Genomic DNA, 13,941 nt, shown 5'->3' with positions numbered 1-13,941 from the left:
CTATAGTCGGGGTATGGGTGATGACACTGTGAACGTCTGGGCTCACCCTCAGTTGGCTGCGGCTGTCGTGAGCGAGGACTGGGCGGCGCTTCTGCGGACGTACCGAAAGCTCACCGGCATGAGCCAGACGAAGCTGGGTGAACTGGTCGGGCTCGTCCAGCCGGATGTATCCGAGATCGAGCGTGGGCGACGCTGCGTGACCTCCATGGAGGTACGACAGCGCATTGTCCACGGCCTTGGCATGCCGCCCGGGCTGCAAGCTGCTGTCGGAGGGCGACCCCTGACGAGTCCGGTCCCCGGCCTGGAGCTGTCCGGCCTGGCGCCGGACGCGGACCTTCTGGCCCGTGTGACGAGCGCGGTTGACGGTTCGGCACAGGTGGACGGTCCGACTCTTGACTGGCTCGACCGGCTCCTGGCCGAGCACCGGAAGGCCGAGGATGTGATCGGTTCCCGACCGTTGGTGAGCATCATGCGCCAGCAGCTGCACACGGTGATGGATTTCCGTGCCGGAGCACGGGGTGCCTTGGCGGACCGGGTGGTCAGGCTCGCATCCGAGCATGCACAGTTCCTCGCGTGGATGGCTCAGGACCAGGACGACGCGGCGGCCGCGCTGGCTTGGTACGACCGTTCCCATGAATGGGCGTTGGAGGCGGGCGACGCCGATATGGCGTCGACGACGCTCAATATGAAGGCGCATATGGCATGGTCCAAGGGGCACGCTGTTCGCTGTGTGAAGCTGGCCGAGGCGTCACGGTGGTCCGCCCCCGGTACCTCGTTCGGAGTGCGGGGTATGGCCGCGCAGATGGAAGCCCGGGGACATGCCCTCAACGGTGACGCCGAAATTTCCCGCCGGTTGCTGGATGAAGCACAAACCCTCATCGGCGCTGCTGCGGAGCACCCGGAGGACCAACCGCCGTGGATGTATTTCTACGACGAGACGTGGTTCACGCTCCAACGCGGCATGGCGGAAATGCACTTGAGGTCATGGCCGACTGCGATTGAGCAACTCGACAAGGGGCTGGCCGCATTGCCGGACGAGTACCGGCGGGACAAGACCTGGTACCGCGCCTGCTTGTCGCATGCGCTCGCGGGTGCAGGGGAGGCGGATCGGGCCTTGACCGTTGCTCTGAAGAGCATTCCCGACGCTGCCGCCGTCGGGCGCCCGCACTCGTGGAACGAACTGCACGCTGCTGCGGCCGTTTTGTTGCGCCGAGGCGCTGCGGAGGGGCGACAGCTGGTGGCGGCGTTGCAGGAGTGTGGCTGACGTCAGAGCGGCGGCCGGCCGGGCTGGTCGCCGCGATGTCGGACATGACTGGCAGCTGAACGCCGTGTCCTTCGCTCTTATGGGTGATGGTAAGGGGAAGTGTTTCGAAGTACTTTCAAAGTCATGAGCGCAGAAAACGCCGCCGTGAACTTCTCCGAGTTGGTCAACAAGAACAAACAGACGCTCGCTCGGCTGCAGGAGTCGCCGCGACTGCTCCTGCACCGCAGAGACGGGGAGGACTTGGTCCTGACCACAGCGGCACGGGCGGAACAGGAGCAGACCGTCGTGTCGGCTGCGACGCGGATGCTCTCGGCCATGGCTCGACGTGAACCCGGCAGCATGGAACTGCTCCTCGATATCTTGCCGGACGCCTTCCCCTGGGTCCGCTTCCTGCCCGACTCGGATGTCCACGCCTTTGCCGTCGAGTTGGTCGACACCATGCGCGCCGCCGAATCGATTGCCAACACCTCATCTGTCGCTCAGATGCTCATTGAGTGGGAGCACACCGCCGAGGTGTGTGCCGACCCCGAGCTGCGGGCCGCCCTCGTCAGAGACCATGACACGGACTACGGCCCGGTGCCGGACCCCAGAGAAAACGCGTGAGCCCTGGTCGCGGTCTACGGTCGCGTTGCCCGCGCCCGAAGGATCAGAAGCTCCCCCGGTGCCGCTCGGCCCAGTCGCGGAACGTGCGGGCCGGAACTCCGGTGATCCGTTCGACCGTTGGGTGGATCACCGACAAGGACGCGTCGAGCCCCGCGGCGCGAACCGCCATGATGCCGTCGGCGACCTCGGCGGGCAGGCCGTGGGCGATCAGGGACTGCCGGGCGGTGTGCGGGGGGACGTCGACGTAGTGCAGGGGGCGGCCCAGGGCCTCGGCGAGGATGTCGACCTGTTCGCCGGGGGAGTGGGCCTGCGGGCCGGTGAGCGGGTAGGCGCGGCCCTCGTGGCCGGGGGTGGTGAGCACCGTCGCTGCGACGGCGGCGATGTCGGCCGGGTCGATCACGGCGTTGCGGCCGTTGCCGTAGGGGGCGTAGACGGTGTCCTGGGTGCGGATGGTGTCCGCCCAGTGCAGGGCGTTGGACATAAAGCCGACGCAGCGCAGGAACGTCCAGGCCAACCCGCTGTCGCGGACCGCCTGTTCGCCGGAGCGGTGCCAGGTGGCGATGGGGTCGTCGGCCGGGCCGGCACCGGCCCGCAGTACGGAGAGCTTGACGATGCGATCGACCCTGGCCCGGGCGGCGGCGCGGGCGAGGTTGGTGTCGTGGGCGGGTATCCCGGGGCCGTCGGAGAGCAGGAACACCTGGGTGACGCCGTGCAGGGCGGGGGCGAGGCTGCTCGGGTCCGCGAGGTCGCCGCGGATCACTTCGACTCCGGCGGGCAGGTTTGCGAACTCGGGGCGGCGGGTGAGGGCCCGTACCGGTGCTTCCGCCTCGAGGAGGCGGTCGACCAGGGTGCGGCCGACGGTGCCGGTGGCGCCGGTCACGAGGATCATGAGTGGTTCAACTCCTGTGATTCGAGTTGGGCGAGCAGCTTGTCGTGCCAGGCCAGTTCGGCCCGGAGGCGTTCCAGGCAGTGCTCGAAGATCATTGGCTCCAGACCGACCAGATCCGGTCGTGCGGTGTGGAACTCCGCCTCGAATGCGGCCAGTTGGGCGGCCACTGCCTGGCGTCGGGTGTTGAATGCCGCGACCAGTTCCTGCTCGGTGAGGTCCACGGTGTACTGCAGGGCGAGGTCGACCGGGTCGGGGCGCATACGGACGTCGCGCAGTGCCGCATCGCGCTGGGCGATGAGCTCCCGGCGGCCGTCCGCCGTGATCGTGTAGACGGTCCGTTCCGGCGGGTTGCCCACCTTCTCGGTGCGCACCACCTCCACCAGCCCCTCCTCGGCCATGCGGCGCAGTGCGTTGTACAGCGACCCGGGCTTGACGTCGGTCCACAGCTCGGTGCGGTCGAGCTGTGCCGACCGGCGGATCTGGTAGCCGTGCATCTGGCCACGGCGGGCCAGCGTGCTGAGCGCGAAGAGACGTGTGCTGTTCATCCTCATAGTCAAGCGCGACTATGACTTCGTAGTCAAGGGTGACTATGGCGTCTCGGGTTAGGTAGAGTCCATCTATGTAGATGGGAACTACGTAGCGGGAGTCTGTCGTGACGGGATTCATCGGACGCACCATCGAGCTGGCTCTCCTGCGTAAGCGCCTGGACCGGGTCACGGCTTCGAGCACCGGGACGGCTGTCGCGATAAGAGGCCGTCGTCAGGTGGGCAAGTCGCGTCTGGTCCAGGAATTCTGCGACCGGGCCGAGGTGCCGTACTTCTTCTTCACCGCGACCCAAGGCGCCTCTCCTGTGGAGTCCGTGGGCGCGTTTCTCGCGGGTCTCAGGGAATCGGCCCTGCCTGTCGACGCCGAGCTTGTCCCTGCTCACAGCGGGGGCAGCTGGCCCGATGCGCTCCGGATTCTGGCCTCGGCGCTGCCGGACGCTCCCGCTGTTGTCGTTCTCGATGAACTGCCCTGGCTGTCGGAGCAGGACGATATGTTCGACGGAGCGTTGCAGACCGCTTGGGACCGGTTGTTCGCCCAACGCCCCGTACTTCTGCTGCTCCTGGGCAGCGACATTCACATGATGGAGCGCCTCACCGCCTATGACCGGCCCTTCTACGGACGTGCCGACAACCTGGTGCTCGGCCCGCTCAACCCGGCGGAGACAGGGCGGGCTCTCGGCCTCGAAGACGCCGATGCCATCGATGCCCACCTGGTGTCCGGCGGTTTGCCGGGCATTCTGCGCAGCTGGCCGCATGGCACACCGGCACTCCCGTTCCTGGCGGCGGAGTGCGCCGACCCCGCCGCGCCGGTGTTCAGCGTGCCGGAGTCGGCGCTGATGGCGGAGTTCCCCAACCCCGACCAAGCCCGGCGCGTCCTCGAGGCGGTGGGCAGCGGTGACCGCACCCACGCCAACATCGCTGCCACGGCGGGGAGTCGGCAAGGCGCCCTGCCGTCCGGGTCCTTGTCCCCTCTGCTGCGTCGGTTGGTGGACGAGAAGCGGGTTCTCGCCTCGGAGGAGCCGCTGTCCACACAGTCGGGGAAACCGGTGCTCTACCGTGTCGCGGACAGCAATCTGCGGCTGTATCTGGGGGCGTTGCGGCCCGCACAGGAACAAGCCCGCCGGGGCCGGCCCGAGGTGGGTTTCCGGCTGGTGGAGCGGCGTTGGCCCACTTGGCGCGGTCGGGCCGTCGAACCCCTGATTCGCGAGGCACTCGAGCTCGCCGCCGTTTCGGGCGAGCTGCCCTGGGCCGGCACCGAGGCCGTGGGCGGCTGGTGGAACCGGCAGTTCGACCCCGAAGTGGACCTCATCGGAGCGGATCGGTATCCCATTGCGCGACGGGTGGACTTCGCGGGGTCCGCCAAGTGGCTGGGAACGCCGTTCGACGGGCATGACCTCGCGGCGTTGGTGAAGGGTGCGGCGCAGGTGCCCGGGTTTGAACCAGGTCGTACGGGGCTGGCCGTGGTGTCGTTGTCCGGGGTGACGCCGAGTGCGGACCTCGGCAGGCTTGGCCTTGTCTGGGGGCCGGGTGATGTCATCCGGGCCTGGCAGTCCGGGGGATGACCGTTGCCCGGGGGCTGTCGCATCGGTGGGATTCGTCCGTCGGTTTTCTTTGAGTAACGGCCGGACGCCAAAGCGGCTTTGTCGAGGAATGAACTACTCCGCCTCGCGAGTGGGCGCACATTCCGCGTATAAGCCGTGCATTCATTTCTCTCCGGCCTTGCTCTTCGATCAGCCGCTGCCATAGATTGAGCCGGCGCTCAAGTGCGCGAGGATTTCCCTTAATTCCCCGCCTTGCGTGTCGCGCCGGGGTGCCGTGCGAAATTTGCAGGTCGTGTATGCCGCGCTGTCGCACCCGGGAACAGTTCTGGCCGCCGATTCGGCCGAAATTCCAGATCCAGAAACCGGTGATAGCTTGTGAAGAAGTCAAATGCGCTTCGTCTCCTTGTTGCTGCCGTGACCGTTCCCGCCATCGGCCTGGGGATGGCAAGTCCGGCTTCGGCCGACGGCAATGTTCGTTGGCAGAACGCCAGGACCGGCATGTGTCTCGGCTCTGCCGGCGACTACGTCACCATGGAAATCTGCGGATCCGGGACCACCATATGGCACGACAACCAGCAGCCGGACACCAACTGGCTCGAGATGTCAACGGCCAAGGCCGACTACTGTCTTGACAGCAACAACCGTGGAAGCGTTTACCTCGGCCCTTGCGACGAGGGCAACAGAAACCAGCGCTGGTCCGAGGAGAAATGGCGCGATGGCTGGGTGCTCAGGAACGTTGCCACCAACAGATGTCTGTCCGGCGGCGGCTACCATGCCAAGACCTACCCCTGCAACGCGGACAACGCAGAACAGTTCTGGAAGTAAATCGCCACAGAGCTGATCCGGGCCGCTGATCTCTGCTGATCTCCGGGCCGTTGAGTTTCCGGCACCACCCCCCGTCAGGAGTCCGCCTCGTCGCGCCGGATGACGACCGATGCCGCGCACAGTGCCACGGTGACCCAGAGGCACAGCGGGCCCAGGGCCGAGGGGATGCCGCCCGCCGTACGGTCGGCCAGTACCCCCAGCCCGCTGGTGAAGGGGCCCCGGAACCGGAACTGTTCCAGGGCCCCCTCGGCGAGGGTGCCGACGGCCAGGATGACCAGTACCGCCGAGGAGTTGCGCACGATGGCCCCCAGGGCCAGCCCCCACAGTCCGAGCAGGGCGACGCCCAGTGCCGTGACTCCATAGAGTCGGGCCATTTCGGCGCCCCGGTCCGCGTGCATGGCCGCGGCATTGTGCCGCAGCACCCCGGCGGCCAGCCAGATGGTCTGGGTGACGGCGCTGAGGACCACGCTCAGCACGGTCAGGGCGAGGCCCTTGGCGGCCAGGACGCGCCAGCGGGCGGGGGTGGCGAGGAAGGCGGGGACGATGGTCCGGTAGCGGAACTCCTGGGTGATGGAGGAGGCGCCGAGCAGCAGCACCGGGTATCCGGTGAGCACGCCCGCGCGAGGGCCCAACGCGTCGCGCACCAGGGATGTTTCGGCCTGCATGCCGATGACCAGTGCCAGGACGGCCTGTGCCGAGACCGTCGTGGCCAGGGTGATCCAGGGGCCCTTGGTGCTGCGCAGCTTGAACAGTTCGGTGCGTGCCAGGGCGATCACTCAACGGCTCCCGGGGGTGGGGTGCTGGTCAGGCGGAAGAAGGTTTCTTCCAGGGTGGGGGCGGCCGTGTGCAGCTCATGGAGCGGGATGCGGTGCTCGGCCGCCAGGGCTCCTACGAACTGCGCCCAGCCGCCCGGGAGTTGCAGGGAATCGGGCCCGGTGACCGACAGGGGCGCGCCGGCGGCGCGCAGCAGCTCGCTCAGGCGGCCGCTCTGCGGGGACACGATGGTGACCGTCTGGTGTCCTAGTGCGCCGAGTTCGGCGATGGTGGCCTCGATGACCAGCCGCCCGTGGTTGATCACCACCACTCGGTCGACGGTCTGCTCGACCTCGCTGAGCAGATGGCTGGAGACCAGCACCGCCCGGCCCTCCCCGGCCAGTCGGCGCAGCAGCTCGCGCAGCCAGTGGATGCCCTCCGGGTCGAGGCCGTTGGCCGGCTCGTCCACGACCAGGATCCTGGGATCCCCCAGCAGCCCGGTGGCCAGGGCCAGGCGCTGGCGCATGCCGAGCGAGAAGCCGCCCACCTGACGGTCGGCCGCGTGGTCCAGCCCCACCATGTCCAGCAGGCGCTGGATCCACCTCTCGGATACGCCCAGTGGCCCGCCCAGCATGCGCAGATGGTTACGGGCGGTGCGCCGTGGATGCACCGCGCCGGCGTCCAGGGAGGCGCCGATGAGGTGTCCGGGGCGGGAGAGCCTGCGGTACGGGCGGCCCTGGATCAGGGCCTCGCCGGAGGTGGGGCTGACCAGGCCCAGCACCATCCTCAGCGTCGTCGTCTTGCCGGCGCCGTTCGGGCCGAGGAAGCCGACGACCGAGCCGGACTCGACGGTGAAGGACAGCCCGTCCACGGCGGCCACGTCGCCATAGTTCTTGGTGAGACCGCGGACTTCTATCGCAGTCAAGAAAGATCTCCTGCCTGTCGCGGTGGCCAATTTCGGCCGTGCGACCGGGAATTCGCGTGTGATACGTGTCAAGGACGTCACTCGTGTCTCAGTGGTTGCACGGCAGCCGTGGGCACGAGGTCTGTCACATCTGTCAGAGTTCGTCCGTCAATGCTGTGATGACGGATCGCGACGATGGCGGATGAGTGAGGGCGATGGACGAGAACGAGTTTCTGGCGGAGCGCTTCGAGGCCCACCGGGGGCATCTGCGGGCGGTGGCCTATCGGATGCTCGGTTCGCTGAGCGAGGCGGAGGACGCCGTCCAGGAGACCTGGTTCAAGCTCAGCCGCTCCGACACCGGTGGCGTGGCGAACCTGGGGGGCTGGCTGACCACGGTCGTCGGGCGGGTGTGCCTGGACATGCTGCGCTCGCGGGCCGCGCGGCGGGAGGAGTCTCTGGAGGGGGTGGTGCGGCTGCCGGATCCGGTCGTCAGCGGTGCCGAGGGGAACGATCCCGAACAGGAAGTGCTGCTGGCCGACTCCGTCGGTCTCGCGCTGCTGGTGGTCCTGGAGACGCTGGCACCTGCCGAGCGGCTCGCCTTTGTGCTGCACGACATGTTCGCCGTGCCCTTCGACGAGATCGCCCCGGTCATCGGACGCACCCCGGCCGCGGCCCGCCAGCTCGCCAGCCGGGCCCGGCGCCGGGTGCGGGGCGAGGCTCCGGCCCCCGACACCGGCCTCGACCGGCAGCGCGAGGTGGTCGACGCCTTCCTCGCCGCCGCTCGGGGCGGCGACTTCGAGGCGCTGGTCGCGGTGCTCGACCCGGACATCGTGCTGCGCTCCGACGGCGGGACCCTGCGTCCGGGAACCCTGCTGCGCGGTGCGGCCACGGTGGCCGGACAGGCCATCACCTTCGCCCGGTTCGCCCAGCAGGTCTGCCCCGTGCTGGTCAACGGCGTCGCGGGCGTGATCGCGTTCGCCGATGGGCGGCCGATGTCGGTGATGGCCTTCACGGTCAGCGGCGGGAAGGTCGTCGAGCTGGACATCCTTACCGATCCCGAGCGCCTCGCACGAATCGAGCTGTGCAACACGCCACATTGATTGACAAGTTCATGAAAAATGCGACCTGGTGACGATCAGCGGTCATATCCACCTCGTCCCGTTCCGGGTCCTGGAGCGCAAGGGCAAGCCGGTGGCCCCCGGCGAGCGCGGCCTGAAGGACACCGTCCTCATCGCGCCGGGCGACACGGTGAAGATCGCGATCAGCTGGACCGGCTATGCGGGCGAATATGTCTACCACTGCCACCAGTTGGGGCATGCCTCGGCCGGGCAGATGGGGCGGCTGGATGTGAAGCAGGCGTAGTGGCGGGCCCGGCCCGGGCCCGCCACCGGTAAATGTGTCAGGGGATGAGGAGTATGCGGCCCAGCTGGGTGCGGTTCTCCAGGATGCGGTGCGCCTCCGCGGCCTCGGTCAGCGGCAGGGTGGCGTGAACCGAGGTGCGCAGCCGCCCGGTTGCCGAGTATTCGGTGAGCTCGGTCATCTCCTGGCGGGCCTGTTCGGGGCTGGCGGTGCGCCAGGCGAGGAGGGAGAAGCCGGATACCGTCCGGAGGGCGAAGAGGCTCATCAGGGGAACGCCGGTGAAGTCGCCGCTCGCGGCGCCGTAGGTCACCAGTCGGCCGTGCGGGGCCAGCAGTTCGAGGCTCTGGCGCATGATGTCGCCGCCGACCGAGTCGATGACCACGTCCACGCCCCGGGGCGCGGCCTTGCGGACCTGCTCGGGCCAGTCCTCGTCGGTGTAGTCGATGCCCACATCGGCGCCGTGCTCGCGGGCGAAGGTGAGCTTGGCCGGTGAACCGGCGGTGGCGATGACCGTGCCGGCACCCAGCAACTTGGCGAGCTGGACGGCGAGATGGCCGATGCCGCCCGCGGCGGAGTGGATCAGTACGGTCTCACCGGCGGCCAGCCGGGCGGTGCGCAGGGTCCGCAGGGCCACCGGGGCGCCCATGGGGAGCATGCTGGCCGCGGCGAGATCGAGGCCGTCGGGCACCGGGGCGAGCCATTGGGCGCCGGTGACGGTGTAGTCGGCGAAGGCGTCCTCGGACGAGGTGGCGACCCGTTGGCCCAGCAGCTTGTCGTCGACGTCCGGGCCGATGGCCTCGACGGTGCCCACCACATCGCCGGTGAGGGTCCTGGGGAAGGGGCGGTCGAAGACCTCCGAGTGGGTGCCGCCCCGCCGGAGCATGGTGTCGACGAAGTTGGCGCCGATCCCCTCGGCGCGGATGAGCACCTGGCCCGGTCCCGGGGTGGGGACGGGGGCGTCTTCCGGAGTGAGGACCTCGGGGCCGCCATGGGCGTGGTAGAGGATGCGTCGCACGAGAACTCTCCTTGAGCAAGGGCAGGGTTGAGCAAGGGCAGGGTTCTGAACTGGACCGGCGGTCAGGTTCAGAAAATTACTGGACCGACGGTCAAGTTGTCTATGCGGGATCATGGGGAGCCGACGGAGAGAACGGGGAGAGTGTGATGGCGGAGGTCCGGCGTGAGCGCGCCGACGCGGTGCGCAACCGGCGCGCGATCCTGGCGGCCACGGAGGAACTCCTCACCCGGCACCGGCCCGAGCAGGTCTCGATGGAACGGATCGCCGCGGCGGCCGGGGTCGGCAAGGGCACGGTGTTCCACCGGTTCGGCAGCCGGTCGGGGCTGATGTACGAGCTGATGCGGGAGCGGGCGTTCGCGCTGGAGGAGGCCGTCGCCTCCGGCCCGCCGCCGCTGGGGCCGGGGGCCCCGCCGCGGGCGCGGCTGTTCGCCTTCCTCGATGCGGTGGCGGATGTGGTCAGCCGCAACAAGGGGCTGATGGCCGCGCTCGGCCATGCGGTGAACGTGACGTCGGCGAAGTCCGGGGAGGGGCTGTGCGAGGCCTACTCGATCTACGAGTCCTGGCACGGCCAGGTCAGTGCGCTGATCACCGCGGAACGCCCGGACCTGGATGCCGAGTTGCTGGCCCATGTGTTGCTCGGCAGCCTGCAGAGCGGGCCGGTGCTACACCTGCTGGAACAGGGTGAAGGGCGGCGGCTGGGGGCCGCGCTGCGGGCGCTGGCCGCGGGGGTGCTCGACGGCTGAGGCGGCGCGGGGGTGGCGCGCGGCGGGCGCCCGTCCAAACGCCGTGCGCCGCACGGGAGTCCGTGCGGCGCACAACGGCGTGGTGGAGGGCGGCCGTCACTCCTCGCTGAGCAGGCCCCGGCGCAGCCGGACCAGGGTGCGGGACAGCAGGCGTGAGACATGCATCTGGGAGATGCCCAGCTCGTCGCCGATCTCCGACTGCGTCATGTTCGCCACGAACCGCAGGGAGAGGATCTTCCGGTCGCGGGGCCGGAGTTCGGCGATCAGCGGCTTGAGCGACTCCACATATTCGATGCCCTCGAGGTCGTGGTCCTCGTAGCCGATGCGGTCCGCCAGGGTGCCCTCGGGCTCGTTCGCCTCGGGTGGGGCGTCCAGGGAGCTCGCGGTGTAGGCGTTGCTCGCGCCCATGCCCTCGACGACCTCTTCCTCGGTGATGCCGAGGCGCTCGGACAGTTCGGCGATGGTCGGCGAGCGGTCGAGGCGCTGGGCGAGTTCATCGCCGGCCTTGACCAGTTCGAGGCGGAGTTCCTGGAGGCGGCGGGGCACCCGCACCGACCAGCTGGTGTCGCGGAAGAACCGCTTGATCTCGCCGATGATGGTCGGCATCGCGAAGGTGGGGAATTCCACGCCGCGGCTGAGTTCGAAGCGGTCGATGGCCTTGATCAGGCCGATCGTGCCGACCTGGATGATGTCCTCCATCGGTTCGCTTCGGGTGCGGAACCGGGAGGCGGCGAACTTGACGAGCGCCAGGTTCAGTTCGACCAGAGTGTTGCGCACATACGCGTATTCGTGCGTGCCTTCCTCGAGGGAATCGAGGCGTGCGAAGAGGGTCTTGGACAGGGCCCGTGCGTCGACCGGTCCCACCTCGTCATACGGGGGGATGTCCGGGAGTCCGGGCGGGGTGGTGATTGCCGACGAGGCGGTCTCCAAAGATTCGGGGGAACGCGATTCGTCGAGCCGGGGTGACATGGTCTCCTCCATCGTTCTCGGCATATGGCTGCCGGAGCCCTGTAACTCGTGCTGCGGTTTGCGGCGCCCTCCAAGGCCGTCCGTGGTGATTGATGTCTTCCTCTAGCCGTACCGGTCTTTACCTTGACTTGGCAAGTGCATGTTGTCCCTATTTGGCGCTAAATGACCGTTGTTCGGTTTTCGTAGGTCGTATCGAACGCGTAGGGTTTTCCCGGTGTTAGGCGGGCACATCACAAATCCATCACGAAGGGACCCGGAATGGAACGCGGGGATGCCAGGGGAAGGGTGTCGCCGTGAGCGCGGCCCGGCTGCGCGTAGAGGTCCGGCGGCATGGTGCGAGCGCGGTCGTGACACCGGCCGGAGAGCTCGACCACCACACGGCGGAGCTGTTGCGGGAGCCGCTGGAGGCCTGTGCGCGGGAGGATGGCGCGCGGGTGGTCGTGGACTGCTCACGGCTGGACTTCTGTGATTCCACCGGACTGAATGTGCTCCTCGGCGCCCGGCTGACGGCCGAGGCCACGGGCGGGGCGGTGCATCTGGCCGCGATGGGCCCGATGGTGGCCCGGGTCTTTGAGATCACGGGCGCGGGGGCCGTCTTCACCGTGCACGACACGCTTGACGCGGCGCTGGCCGAATGAGCTCCCGCCCTGCCTCGCGTTGCACAAGTCACACGGAACCTGTCGAAGGTGTTCATGGCGTTCGGCCGGGCAGGAGCCAGCTGAATCCACTGTGTGTGCACTCACCGTGTACGCACCCACGTACGCGAAGACCGTTTCCAACACTTTCCAATCGGTGAAATCGGTGAGGTGAAGCGCTGATGAGCACCACCCGGCCATACCTGCCTGCGCCGGGCGAGCCCGGACCCGAGGGCTGCGCGGCCGCGCCCGGCCCGCCGTCACCGGGGGGACCGGTGCGCCGCCTCCATCTCGTCGGGGTCGGCGGCGCGGTGCCGCTCTCCCGCGACTTCACCCGGCAGGCGCTGCGCGACTGGGGCTGGCTGCCTTCGGCCACGGCCGATTGCCGGGCGGCCGCGGAGGACGCCCTGCTGGTCGTCTCCGAGCTGGTCACCAATGCCTGCCTGCACGCCGGCGGCCCCGAGGAGCTGCGGGTCGGCCAGGGGGCCAGGGTGCTGCGGCTGGAGGTCGCCGACCTCGGTACGGGCACACCCGCACCCCGCACCCCGCACCGCGCGGGCCGTCCCGGTGGCCATGGCATGTTTATCGTGCAACGGCTCTGTCTGGACTGGGGTGTCGTACGGCACGAGGCCGGCACCGGCAAGACGGTCTGGGCCGAGCTGGCCGTGCCCCTGTGAGCTGCCCGCTCAGGGTGTTCCGGGTGTTGTGAGTCTTCCCTCCGCAAGATCTCCGGCGTACCGTCGCGGCTGATCTGATGTGCCGTCAGTTAGCTGGTCGGTTTTCGGCCGCGGCACCGGATGAGACCGGATGAGAGGGGAACCCCAGGTGACCCGCACTCAACGTCACCCCATGCGCCGGGCCGGAGCGCTGGCGCTCTCCACCGCACTGGCCGGCGGCACGGTGCTGCTGGCCGCGCCGGCCGCCAACGCCGAGACGGTCGACGTGAATTACCACTGCAAGACGCCGATCGGCGACAAGAGCGCGGTATCGCCCATCGATATCAAGGCGGCCGCCGCCGGTGCCTCGTACAAGCTCACCATGTCCTTTGAGAAGGGCGTCTCGAGCAGCCCCATCGAACTCCCCAAGGGGGTGATGAAGCCGAGTGCGGTCATCCGGCTGGGCGGTGCGCAGACCGGCACCATACCGGTGGACGGCCCGGCCAATGACCAGCCGATACCCCCCAACACCCCCATAAAGATCAATGACTTGTCCGGCACCTACACGCCCAGGAAGAGCGGCAGGGTCACCTTCACGGCCGCCAGGCTCACCATCTCCGCAATGGGTACGACGACCCTCTGCGATCCCGTCAACAACCCGAAGCCATCGCTGACGCTGGACGTCAAGGGGCCCGGCGGGGACACCACGGGCGGGGAATCCACCGGTGGGGATGCCACCGGCGGCGCTGCCTCGGGCGGGCAGTCCACCGGGGGGTCGGCTTCGGGCGGTTCGGCCACCGGCGGTTCGGCGACCGGCGGACAGACGAGCGGTGGGGCGGCGTCCGGTGCCTCCGGTGGCGCCGGCACGACCGGTGGCGGCAAGCTGCCGCAGACCGGTCCGGGTGACTCCGCCCTCGCCCTGGGCACCCTCGGCGGCACGGTGCTGCTGTCCGGGGTCGCCGGTGCGCTCTGGCTGACCCGGCGCCGTCGCCCCACGCCGTGATGGGGATCCCCCCGGGCGGAGCCGAGAGTTCGGGGAAGGAGCCGAAAGCCTGGGGGAGAGCGGCTGTCCTGGTGGCGGGCCTGGTGCTGGCGGCCGCCCCGGCGGCGTCCGTTAGGGCGTGTCTTATGGATCAGTGCGGGCCCTGCGGTGTCTGGTGCGGTGGATCGCAAGGCGGAGCATCGCCCGCGTACTGGGCGATGGGGGTCCCCCCATGCCCGTTCAGGGCTATGGGGGAGG

General features: G+C 68.8%; 16 protein-coding genes. 10 read left to right on the top strand and 6 right to left on the bottom strand.

What is annotated here, in order from left to right; translation table 11 throughout:
• Nucleotides 1–13: 13 nt before the first annotated feature.
• Together ABCR83_RS06465 and ABCR83_RS06460 are read left to right on the top strand one after the other, a co-directional pair.
• Nucleotides 14–1,264, top strand: coding sequence for a helix-turn-helix domain-containing protein (locus ABCR83_RS06465; RefSeq protein WP_462693835.1), 1,251 nt, complete (start codon nt 14–16; stop codon nt 1,262–1,264).
• A gap of 123 nt (nt 1,265–1,387) precedes the next feature.
• Nucleotides 1,388–1,867, top strand: a complete 480-nt coding sequence (locus ABCR83_RS06460) for a hypothetical protein (RefSeq protein ID WP_462693834.1) — start codon at nt 1,388–1,390, stop codon at nt 1,865–1,867.
• A gap of 43 nt (nt 1,868–1,910) precedes the next feature.
• Here ABCR83_RS06460 and ABCR83_RS06455 read toward each other — a convergent pair whose 3' ends face one another.
• Both ABCR83_RS06455 and ABCR83_RS06450 read right to left on the bottom strand, forming a co-directional pair.
• Nucleotides 1,911–2,756 (bottom strand): NAD(P)H-binding protein, encoded by an 846-nt coding sequence (locus ABCR83_RS06455; protein WP_462693833.1) that lies wholly within the window; start codon nt 2,754–2,756, stop codon nt 1,911–1,913.
• Nucleotides 2,753–3,301, bottom strand: a complete 549-nt coding sequence (locus ABCR83_RS06450) for a PadR family transcriptional regulator (RefSeq protein ID WP_462693832.1) — start codon at nt 3,299–3,301, stop codon at nt 2,753–2,755. The genes ABCR83_RS06455 and ABCR83_RS06450 overlap by 4 nt, the downstream gene beginning before the upstream one ends.
• 107 nt (nt 3,302–3,408) lie before the next feature.
• On the opposite strand from ABCR83_RS06450, the gene ABCR83_RS06445 reads away from it, so the two are divergent.
• A complete protein-coding gene (locus ABCR83_RS06445) occupies nt 3,409–4,863 on the top strand; it encodes an ATP-binding protein (RefSeq protein WP_462693831.1) in 1,455 nt (484 codons plus the stop codon).
• A 354-nt stretch (nt 4,864–5,217) separates the two neighbouring features.
• Nucleotides 5,218–5,667, top strand: a complete 450-nt coding sequence (locus ABCR83_RS06440; protein ID WP_462693830.1) for an RICIN domain-containing protein — start codon at nt 5,218–5,220, stop codon at nt 5,665–5,667.
• 74 nt (nt 5,668–5,741) lie between these two features.
• Here the strand turns inward: ABCR83_RS06440 and ABCR83_RS06435 are convergent, their stop codons facing one another.
• Entirely contained in the window at nt 5,742–6,443 is a 702-nt protein-coding gene (locus ABCR83_RS06435) for an ABC transporter permease (RefSeq protein WP_462693829.1), read from the bottom strand.
• Complete coding sequence (locus tag ABCR83_RS06430) at nt 6,440–7,345, bottom strand: ABC transporter ATP-binding protein (protein ID WP_462693828.1); 906 nt, start codon at nt 7,343–7,345, stop codon at nt 6,440–6,442. Before ABCR83_RS06430 ends, ABCR83_RS06435 begins: the two co-directional genes overlap by 4 nt.
• Before the next feature lie 194 nt (nt 7,346–7,539).
• Here ABCR83_RS06430 and ABCR83_RS06425 point away from each other — a divergent pair, with 194 nt between their 5' ends.
• Nucleotides 7,540–8,424, top strand: coding sequence for a sigma-70 family RNA polymerase sigma factor (locus ABCR83_RS06425; protein WP_462693827.1), 885 nt, complete (start codon nt 7,540–7,542; stop codon nt 8,422–8,424).
• A gap of 28 nt (nt 8,425–8,452) precedes the next feature.
• Complete coding sequence (locus ABCR83_RS06420; protein WP_462693826.1) at nt 8,453–8,686, top strand: multicopper oxidase domain-containing protein; 234 nt, start codon at nt 8,453–8,455, stop codon at nt 8,684–8,686.
• A 37-nt stretch (nt 8,687–8,723) separates the two neighbouring features.
• On the opposite strand, the gene ABCR83_RS06415 is transcribed toward ABCR83_RS06420, so the two are convergent.
• Nucleotides 8,724–9,698: a quinone oxidoreductase family protein gene (locus tag ABCR83_RS06415; protein WP_462693825.1), complete on the bottom strand. Its 975-nt coding sequence runs from the start codon at nt 9,696–9,698 to the stop codon at nt 8,724–8,726.
• Between the two features lie 146 nt (nt 9,699–9,844).
• Between ABCR83_RS06415 and ABCR83_RS06410 the strand changes: the two genes are divergently transcribed.
• On the top strand, nt 9,845–10,441 hold the full coding sequence (locus tag ABCR83_RS06410) for a TetR/AcrR family transcriptional regulator (protein WP_462693824.1): 597 nt from the start codon (nt 9,845–9,847) through the stop codon (nt 10,439–10,441).
• A 96-nt stretch (nt 10,442–10,537) separates the two neighbouring features.
• On the opposite strand, the gene ABCR83_RS06405 is transcribed toward ABCR83_RS06410, so the two are convergent.
• Complete coding sequence (locus tag ABCR83_RS06405; protein WP_462693823.1) at nt 10,538–11,410, bottom strand: RNA polymerase sigma factor SigF; 873 nt, start codon at nt 11,408–11,410, stop codon at nt 10,538–10,540.
• 293 nt (nt 11,411–11,703) lie between these two features.
• Between ABCR83_RS06405 and ABCR83_RS06400 the strand changes: the two genes are divergently transcribed.
• From ABCR83_RS06400 to ABCR83_RS06390, 3 genes are all read left to right on the top strand, one after another.
• The gene (locus tag ABCR83_RS06400; protein ID WP_462693822.1) at nt 11,704–12,048 is read left to right on the top strand and encodes an STAS domain-containing protein; all 345 of its coding nucleotides are present in this window, start codon (nt 11,704–11,706) and stop codon (nt 12,046–12,048) included.
• A gap of 179 nt (nt 12,049–12,227) precedes the next feature.
• A complete protein-coding gene (locus tag ABCR83_RS06395; RefSeq protein ID WP_462693821.1) occupies nt 12,228–12,722 on the top strand; it encodes an ATP-binding protein in 495 nt (164 codons plus the stop codon).
• 172 nt (nt 12,723–12,894) lie between these two features.
• A complete protein-coding gene (locus tag ABCR83_RS06390) occupies nt 12,895–13,704 on the top strand; it encodes an LPXTG cell wall anchor domain-containing protein (RefSeq protein ID WP_462693940.1) in 810 nt (269 codons plus the stop codon).
• Nucleotides 13,705–13,941: the final 237 nt, after the last annotated feature.

It is taken from the genome of Streptomyces xingningensis (assembly GCF_054957865.1).
The sequence above is the reverse complement of the archived record's forward strand: the minus strand, read 5'-3'. Positions and strand labels throughout refer to the sequence as shown.

What these genes read in the sequence shown, in the direction of transcription:
- ABCR83_RS06450 (WP_462693832.1), bottom strand. Translation starts at nt 3,301, where the DNA reads ATGAACAGCACACGTCTCTTCGCGCTCAGCACGCTGGCCCGCCGTGGC.
- ABCR83_RS06425 (WP_462693827.1), top strand. Translation starts at nt 7,540, where the DNA reads ATGGACGAGAACGAGTTTCTGGCGGAGCGCTTCGAGGCCCACCGGGGG.
- ABCR83_RS06465 (WP_462693835.1), top strand. Translation starts at nt 14, where the DNA reads ATGGGTGATGACACTGTGAACGTCTGGGCTCACCCTCAGTTGGCTGCG.
- ABCR83_RS06390 (WP_462693940.1), top strand. Translation starts at nt 12,895, where the DNA reads ATGCGCCGGGCCGGAGCGCTGGCGCTCTCCACCGCACTGGCCGGCGGC.
- ABCR83_RS06410 (WP_462693824.1), top strand. Translation starts at nt 9,845, where the DNA reads ATGGCGGAGGTCCGGCGTGAGCGCGCCGACGCGGTGCGCAACCGGCGC.
- ABCR83_RS06395 (WP_462693821.1), top strand. Translation starts at nt 12,228, where the DNA reads ATGAGCACCACCCGGCCATACCTGCCTGCGCCGGGCGAGCCCGGACCC.
- ABCR83_RS06460 (WP_462693834.1), top strand. Translation starts at nt 1,388, where the DNA reads ATGAGCGCAGAAAACGCCGCCGTGAACTTCTCCGAGTTGGTCAACAAG.
- ABCR83_RS06455 (WP_462693833.1), bottom strand. Translation starts at nt 2,756, where the DNA reads ATGATCCTCGTGACCGGCGCCACCGGCACCGTCGGCCGCACCCTGGTC.
- ABCR83_RS06405 (WP_462693823.1), bottom strand. Translation starts at nt 11,410, where the DNA reads ATGTCACCCCGGCTCGACGAATCGCGTTCCCCCGAATCTTTGGAGACC.